This is a genomic window from Acidovorax sp. HMWF029 (assembly GCF_003060895.1).
Taxonomy (GTDB): Bacteria; Pseudomonadota; Gammaproteobacteria; order Burkholderiales; family Burkholderiaceae_C; genus Acidovorax.
In genome coordinates, this window is record NZ_QAIH01000166.1 from 21,577 (window position 1) to 27,752 (window position 6,176).

At 65.2% G+C, this 6,176-nt stretch carries 6 protein-coding genes; all 6 read left to right on the plus strand.

The features are described from left to right. Window positions 1-73 precede the first annotated feature (73 nt). Entirely contained in the window at window positions 74-1,771 is a 1,698-nt protein-coding gene (gene fliF / locus DBR12_RS11670; RefSeq protein WP_108617398.1) for a flagellar basal-body MS-ring/collar protein FliF, read from the plus strand. A 30-nt stretch (window positions 1,772-1,801) separates the two neighbouring features. Then, window positions 1,802-2,797 (plus strand): flagellar motor switch protein FliG, encoded by a 996-nt coding sequence (gene fliG / locus DBR12_RS11675; RefSeq protein ID WP_094290251.1) that lies wholly within the window; start codon window positions 1,802-1,804, stop codon window positions 2,795-2,797. Continuing rightward, a complete protein-coding gene (locus DBR12_RS11680) occupies window positions 2,781-3,515 on the plus strand; it encodes a flagellar assembly protein FliH (RefSeq protein WP_108617399.1) in 735 nt (244 codons plus the stop codon). Before fliG ends, DBR12_RS11680 begins: the two co-directional genes overlap by 17 nt. Next, complete coding sequence (gene fliI, locus DBR12_RS11685; RefSeq protein WP_108617400.1) at window positions 3,505-4,899, plus strand: flagellar protein export ATPase FliI; 1,395 nt, start codon at window positions 3,505-3,507, stop codon at window positions 4,897-4,899. Before DBR12_RS11680 ends, fliI begins: the two co-directional genes overlap by 11 nt. A 19-nt stretch (window positions 4,900-4,918) precedes the next feature. After that, window positions 4,919-5,383 (plus strand): flagellar export protein FliJ, encoded by a 465-nt coding sequence (fliJ, locus tag DBR12_RS11690; protein ID WP_108617401.1) that lies wholly within the window; start codon window positions 4,919-4,921, stop codon window positions 5,381-5,383. 2 nt (window positions 5,384-5,385) lie between these two features. After that, window positions 5,386-6,176, plus strand: a 791-nt coding sequence (locus DBR12_RS11695; protein WP_146185521.1) for a hypothetical protein, incomplete at its 3' end; no start/stop codon positions are given.

A 6,176-nucleotide genomic window follows, 5' to 3' on the forward strand; every position in this document is an offset into this window, starting at 1 on the left:
ATGGTGGAGGCGTGCCCGAATAATCGACTCCACGCCAGGTCTCTTGCCGGACCTGCTTTACTGGAAAAGCAAGATGTCTGCTGTTGCTGAAGTCCCTCTCAATCCGCTCCCGCCGCCAGCCAGCCCCAACTGGTTGCAGCGGCTGTCTGCCCTCGACCGGGCGCAGCGCATGCGGCTGGGCGTGGGCGTGGCGCTGCTGGTGGCCGCTGCCGTGGCGGCCATTGTCATGGGGCGCCAGCCAGACTACCGGGTGCTGTTCGCCAATCTGAACGACAAGGACGGTGGCGCTATCGTGGCCCAGCTGTCGCAGATGAACGTGCCCTACAAACATGCCGAAGGCGGCGGCGCCATCCTGATCCCGGCAGACCGCGTGCACGACGTGCGCCTGCGCCTTGCCACCCAGGGCCTGCCCAAGGGCTCGGTGGCTGGTTTTGAATTGATGGAGTCCAGCAAGTTCGGGATGACGCAGTTCCAGGAGCGTTTGAATTTCCAGCGGGGCCTGGAAGGCGAGCTGACCCGCTCCATTCAAGCGCTGTCGTCGGTGCAGGGTGCGCGGGTGCACTTGGCGCTTCCGAACCAGAACGGGTTCTTCCGCGAGCAGCAAAAGCCGTCGGCCTCGGTCCTGGTGAGCCTGCACCCCGGCCGCATCCTGGACCGCGCCCAGCTGGCCGGTATCGTTCACCTGGTGGCGTCCAGCGTGCCCGAGCTGGCCCCTTCCGCTGTGAGCGTGCTGGACGACACGGGCAAGCTGCTGTCGCAAACGGCCGACAACGCAGCCGGTGCCGAGGTGAACGCCCAGCAGCTGCTGTATGTGCAGCAGCTTGAGCAGCAGTACACCCGCCGCATCATGGACATCCTGGAGCCCGTGGTCGGCCGTGACAACGTCAAGGCCCAGGTCACGGCCGAAGTGGATTTCACGCAGACGGAATCCACTTCCGAGCAGTTCCGGCCCAACCAGACGCCCGACTCCAGCGCGATCCGTAGCCAGCAGGTGCTGGAAAGCCGTGGCAGTTCCAGCAAGACCGCAACAGGCGTGCCTGGCGCCGTGGCCAACCAGCCGCCCGCGCCTTCGGCAGCACCCATCAATGGCGCCAACCCCGCGCCCAATGCCGGTGGCCAACAGGGCACCGAGGAGCAGACGAACAAGCGCGAGTCCACTACGAACTATGAAGTGGACAAGACCGTGCGCGTAACGCGGGGCAGCACTGGCGCCGTCAAGCGCCTGAGTGCGGCCGTGGTGGTCAACTACCAGTCTGGCGAAGAAAAGGGCAAGCCCATCACCAAGGCACTCACGCCCGAGCAGATCGAGCAGATGACGGCCCTGGTGCGCGAGACCATCGGTTTCAACAAGGACCGGGGTGATTCGGTCAACCTCATGAACACCCCGTTCCAGGTGACGGTAGCGCCATCGACCGATGTACCGTTGTGGAAGCAGCCCGAAGTCATAGATCTGGCCAAGACCTTTGCGTGGCCAGTGGGAGCGGTGCTGTTTGCTGCGCTGGTGTTGCTGGGCCTGGTGCGGCCAGCTCTCAAGGCGCCCGCTCCGGCCAAGGCCACCAGCGCCGCTCCGGTCGCCGGTGGCCAGCTTGATGCCCTGGAGGCCGAAACGCCCGAGCGCCCGGCGCTGCCAGCACCGTCCAAGAAAGACGAAGCGGTGCCCGCGACGCCCGAGCAACTGCGCCTGGAAGATGCCCGCGTGCTCGCCAAGGAGAACCCGGTTGCCGTGGCGAACATTCTCAAGACCTGGCTGAATGGCGGCGACCCCGCCTAGCCACCGATCACCGATTGCACGGATTCCATCATGGACGACCAAGGCCTTCACGATGCAGCCATCATGCTGATGTCCCTCGGCGAGGAGGAAGCGGCCGAAGTATTCAAGCATTTCTCGCCCAAGGAGGTTCAGAAGCTGGGTGAAACCATCGCGCGCATGCGTTCTGTGTCGCGCGAGAAGGTGGATGAGGTCATCAACAAGTTCTCGAACGCGGCAGCTGCACAAAGCCTGCTGGTGTCTGACACGGGCAACTACGTGCGTGCCGTGCTCAAGCGCGCTCTCGGCGATGACAAGGCAGGGCTGTTGATCGACCGCATTTTGCAGGGTGGCGATGTCTCTGGCATCGAAAGCCTCAAGTGGATGGACCCTCTGTCGGTGGCCGAACTACTGCGCAACGAGCACCCCCAGATCGTGGCGGCGATCCTTGTGCATCTGGACAGCGACCAGGCCTCGGGCATCCTGATGCACCTCACGGACCGTCAGCGCAGCGAGATCCTGCTGCGCGTGGCCACGCTCGAAGGCATTCAGCCCACGGCCCTCAAGGACCTTAACGAGGTGCTCTTCAAAGTGCTGGCGGGGGGCGACAAGATCCGCAAGAGTTCGCTTGGGGGCGTCAAGGCCGCAGCAGAAATCATCAACCTGCTGGGCGGCAATATGGACGCCGTGGTGCTCGAATCCATCCGGGGATACGATCCGGACCTGGCCCAGAAGATCATGGACAAGATGTTCGTGTTCGAGGACGTTCTCAAACTCGACAATGCGGCCATCCAGTCGGTACTCAAGGAGGTGGCGTCCGAGACCCTTATCGTGGCGCTCAAGGGCGCCGTGCCCGAGCTGCGCGAGAAGTTCTTGTCCAATATGTCTTCGCGTGCAGCCGAGGCGCTGCGCGAGGATCTCGAATCCCGTGGCCCGATGCGGCTGTCCGAAGTGGAAGCGCAGCAGAAGGAAATTCTCAAGACGATCCGGCGTCTGTCCGATGAGGGGCAGATCGTGATTGGAGGCGGTGGTGATGATGCCTTCGTCTAACCAGCGGTCGTACTCACGCTTCATCCCCAGTGAGGAAGTGGGTGATTTCAAGCAGTGGAAGTTCAGCGCGGTGGATGGCTCGGACCTCGACGAGTCCATGCCAAAACCGGTGGCGGAGATCCCTGTCGAGATCGATGAAGCAGAGCTGCATGCGCAGCAGGCGCTGCTGCAGCAACAGGCCTGCGACGACGCTTACGCCGAGGGCTTTGCCCAGGGGCAGGCGCAGACCGCCTTGGAGTGGCAGCGCCGTATGGACGACTACATCGCCCAGCAAGGTCAAGAATCCGCGCAGCGCTTGCAGGGTGTGCTGCAGACGCTGGACGCGAGTTTGATCGACATGCAGCAGCAGATGGCTCAGCAGTTGCTGGAGCTGGCGTGTGACATTGCCCGCCAAGTGGTGCGCCAGGAGCTGTCGGTCAACCCCAATGCCTTGCAGCCCGTGGTGCGCGAGGCCGTGGGTATGCTGGTGACCGAGGGGCGCCCCGCCACCGTGCGCCTGAATCCGATCGACATGGAGGCGGTGGCGCAGCCCCTGCGAGAGGAGCTGGATGGCCCCGGCGTGCAGTGGATGGCGGACGCCGCCGTGCCTGCTGGTGGTTGTTTGGTGGAGTCCGCCGGAACGGTGGTGGACGGTAGCCTGGACAAACGCTGGCAGCGCGCTATTGCTGCCTTGGGCCTGCAGTCTCCCTGGAGCGAAGGAGAGGGCGATGAGCGTTGAGACGCCCTCTGCCTGGTCCCGGTTCATGAACGACGCGCGCGAGCGCGTGGCCGAAGGGGTGCCGCTGGAAACCCGGGGCACGCTCACACGGCTGACGGGTCTGGTGTTGGAGGCCGTGGGTATCCGGGTGCCGGTGGGCTCGCAGTGCATGGTGCAGATGCCGGGCCATGAACCTGTGCTGGCCGAGGTGGTCGGCTTCTCTGCCGACCGTGCGTTTTTGATGCCCGCGGGCGACATTCATGGCCTTTCGAGCGGTGCCCGGGTGTTCCCTGCCGCACCCTACATCCCTGTTCCCCGCCTGGGTGAGCCCCCACGGCCGGTGCAGCGGGCAGGAGTGCTGCGCCTGCCCATGGGAGACGGGCTGCTCGGGCGTGTGGTGGATGCCCAGGGCCTGCCGCTGGACCATGGTGGCCCGGTGCAGGACGTAGTGGCCGAGCCCATGGGTCGTCGGCAGATCAATGCGATGGACCGCGACCCGGTGCGCGAGCCTTTGGACACGGGTGTGCGCGCCATCAACGCCCTGTTGACCGTGGGGCGCGGCCAGCGCTTGGGTTTGTTTGCGGGATCGGGTGTGGGAAAAAGCGTGTTGCTGGGCATGATGGCTCGCTACACCCAGGCAGACGTGATCGTGGTTGGCCTCATCGGCGAGCGGGGCCGTGAGGTCAAAGAGTTCGTGGAAGACATCCTGGGCGAAGAGGGGCGCGCGCGCTCCGTGGTGGTGGCGGCGCCCGCCGATGCGCCGCCTCTGCTGCGCATGCAGGGCGCCGCTTACGCTACGGCCGTTGCCGAGCATTTTCGCGACAAGGGGCAGCATGTGCTGCTGCTCATGGATTCGCTCACCCGCTATGCCATGGCCCAGCGCGAGATCGCCCTGGCCATTGGCGAGCCGCCCGCCACCAAGGGCTATCCACCGTCGTGTTTTGCCAAGCTGCCCGCCTTGGTGGAGCGCAGCGGCAATGGTCTGCACGGCGTGGGGTCCATCACCGCGTTCTATACCGTGCTTTCCGAGGGGGATGACCAGCAGGACCCCATTGCCGACGCGGCGCGTGCCATCCTGGACGGGCACATCGTGTTGTCGCGGGCACTGGCCGAGACGGGGCATTTCCCTGCCATCGATATCGAGCAGTCGGCTTCGCGGGTGATGCACAACGTGGTGTCACGCGGGCATTTTGATCTGGCGCGGAACTTCCGCGCCGTGTACTCGCGCTACCAGAAGAGTCGTGACCTCGTGCAGGTAGGGGCGTACATGAGCGGCTCGGACCCCGCGCTGGACGAGGCGATCCGTCTGCAACCGCAGATGGCGGGGTTTTTGCAGCAAGACATGTTCGAGGCTGCCTCCATGGATCAGAGCGTGACCACTATGGCCTCGGTGCTGGACCGTTGATACCCAACAGTTGTCCACCATGTCCAACCTGAACTCCCTCACCGTTGCCGTGGATGTGGCCTTGCGCAAGCGGGATGCCGCGCGCCACGTGCTGCAAGACGCTCTGGCTGCACAGCAGGCGGCGCGTGCGCAACTCGACCAGTTGGAGGACTACGCGCGCGAAACTGAGTCCCGCTGGGGGATGAAGGCCGACACCGCGATGCAGCCCGAGGTGATGTACCACCACTATCAGTTCATGAACCGCCTTGGGCATGCTGCCAGCATTCAGACGGGTGTGGTGAGCGACCAGTCGGGGCGTGTGGAGGGGGCGCAGCGAGCGTTGCTGGAGGCCGAATTGCGTCTCACCAGCCTGCGCAAGGTGGTTGACAGGCGGCGCAACGACCTGGAACGGCAGCAAATGCGCAGAGACCAGAAACAGACCGATGAACGGGCCGCGCTGCAGTACCGCAGCGCGAGCCAAGGGCCCCACGGCCAGGAGTATTGACCATGGAACAGGGAAAAATTTCCTCCTCGCAGGGCGGCACCCATGCAGCCCACGCCCCACGGGCCAAAGCGCCTGCGCAGCAAGGGGTGGATGCCAATGACACGGCAGCTACAGGGGGGTTTCTTGCATTGCTGGCAGCGCTGGATCAGGGGTCGATTGACACCGGCTCGCAGGACCTGTCAGGGGTTGAAGCTGGCCCTGCAGACCTTGCGGTGGATGCCGTGAAGGGCGAGGCGGATGCGGCAGCATTCGCAGCCTGGCAGGGATTGTTTGCCTCGGCCCAGGGCGATGCCTCTGTCGGCGGACTGGTGCGGCAGGCCGATGGAGCCCTGCGTCCGGACTCCGGGGCCACAGGGGTGCTGGGCGAGATGGCGCTCAATGGCCTGATGGCCAATGGGGGGGGGCGCCAGGGGCTGGTGGCGGAAACCGCAAAACTCGACACATCCGCCGATTTCAAGGACATCAAAGACGGCGCCGTCCAGAGCACGGTGGCCGGGTTCGGCCGCAGCTTCTCGCGCCTGCAGAACGCCCAGGCCCAGCGGGGAGGGGTATCGGGTGGTGCAGAGCTGTCCACGGTGGCCACCACTGCCGGTGATGCTGCGCCGCGCTTGTCGGTGGTCCAAGGGACGGCGGCAGTACTTGCCCAGGCCGTCAGCAATGAGCGCCCGGGCGTGGGCATGTCGACAGGTGGCGCCACGGTGGAGCGCGGTGCCGGTGCACAAGCTGTGGCGGAGGGCGGCTTCGCCACGCCGGCGGACGGGTTGTTGGCGGGTGTTGCGGCCACACGTGGGGC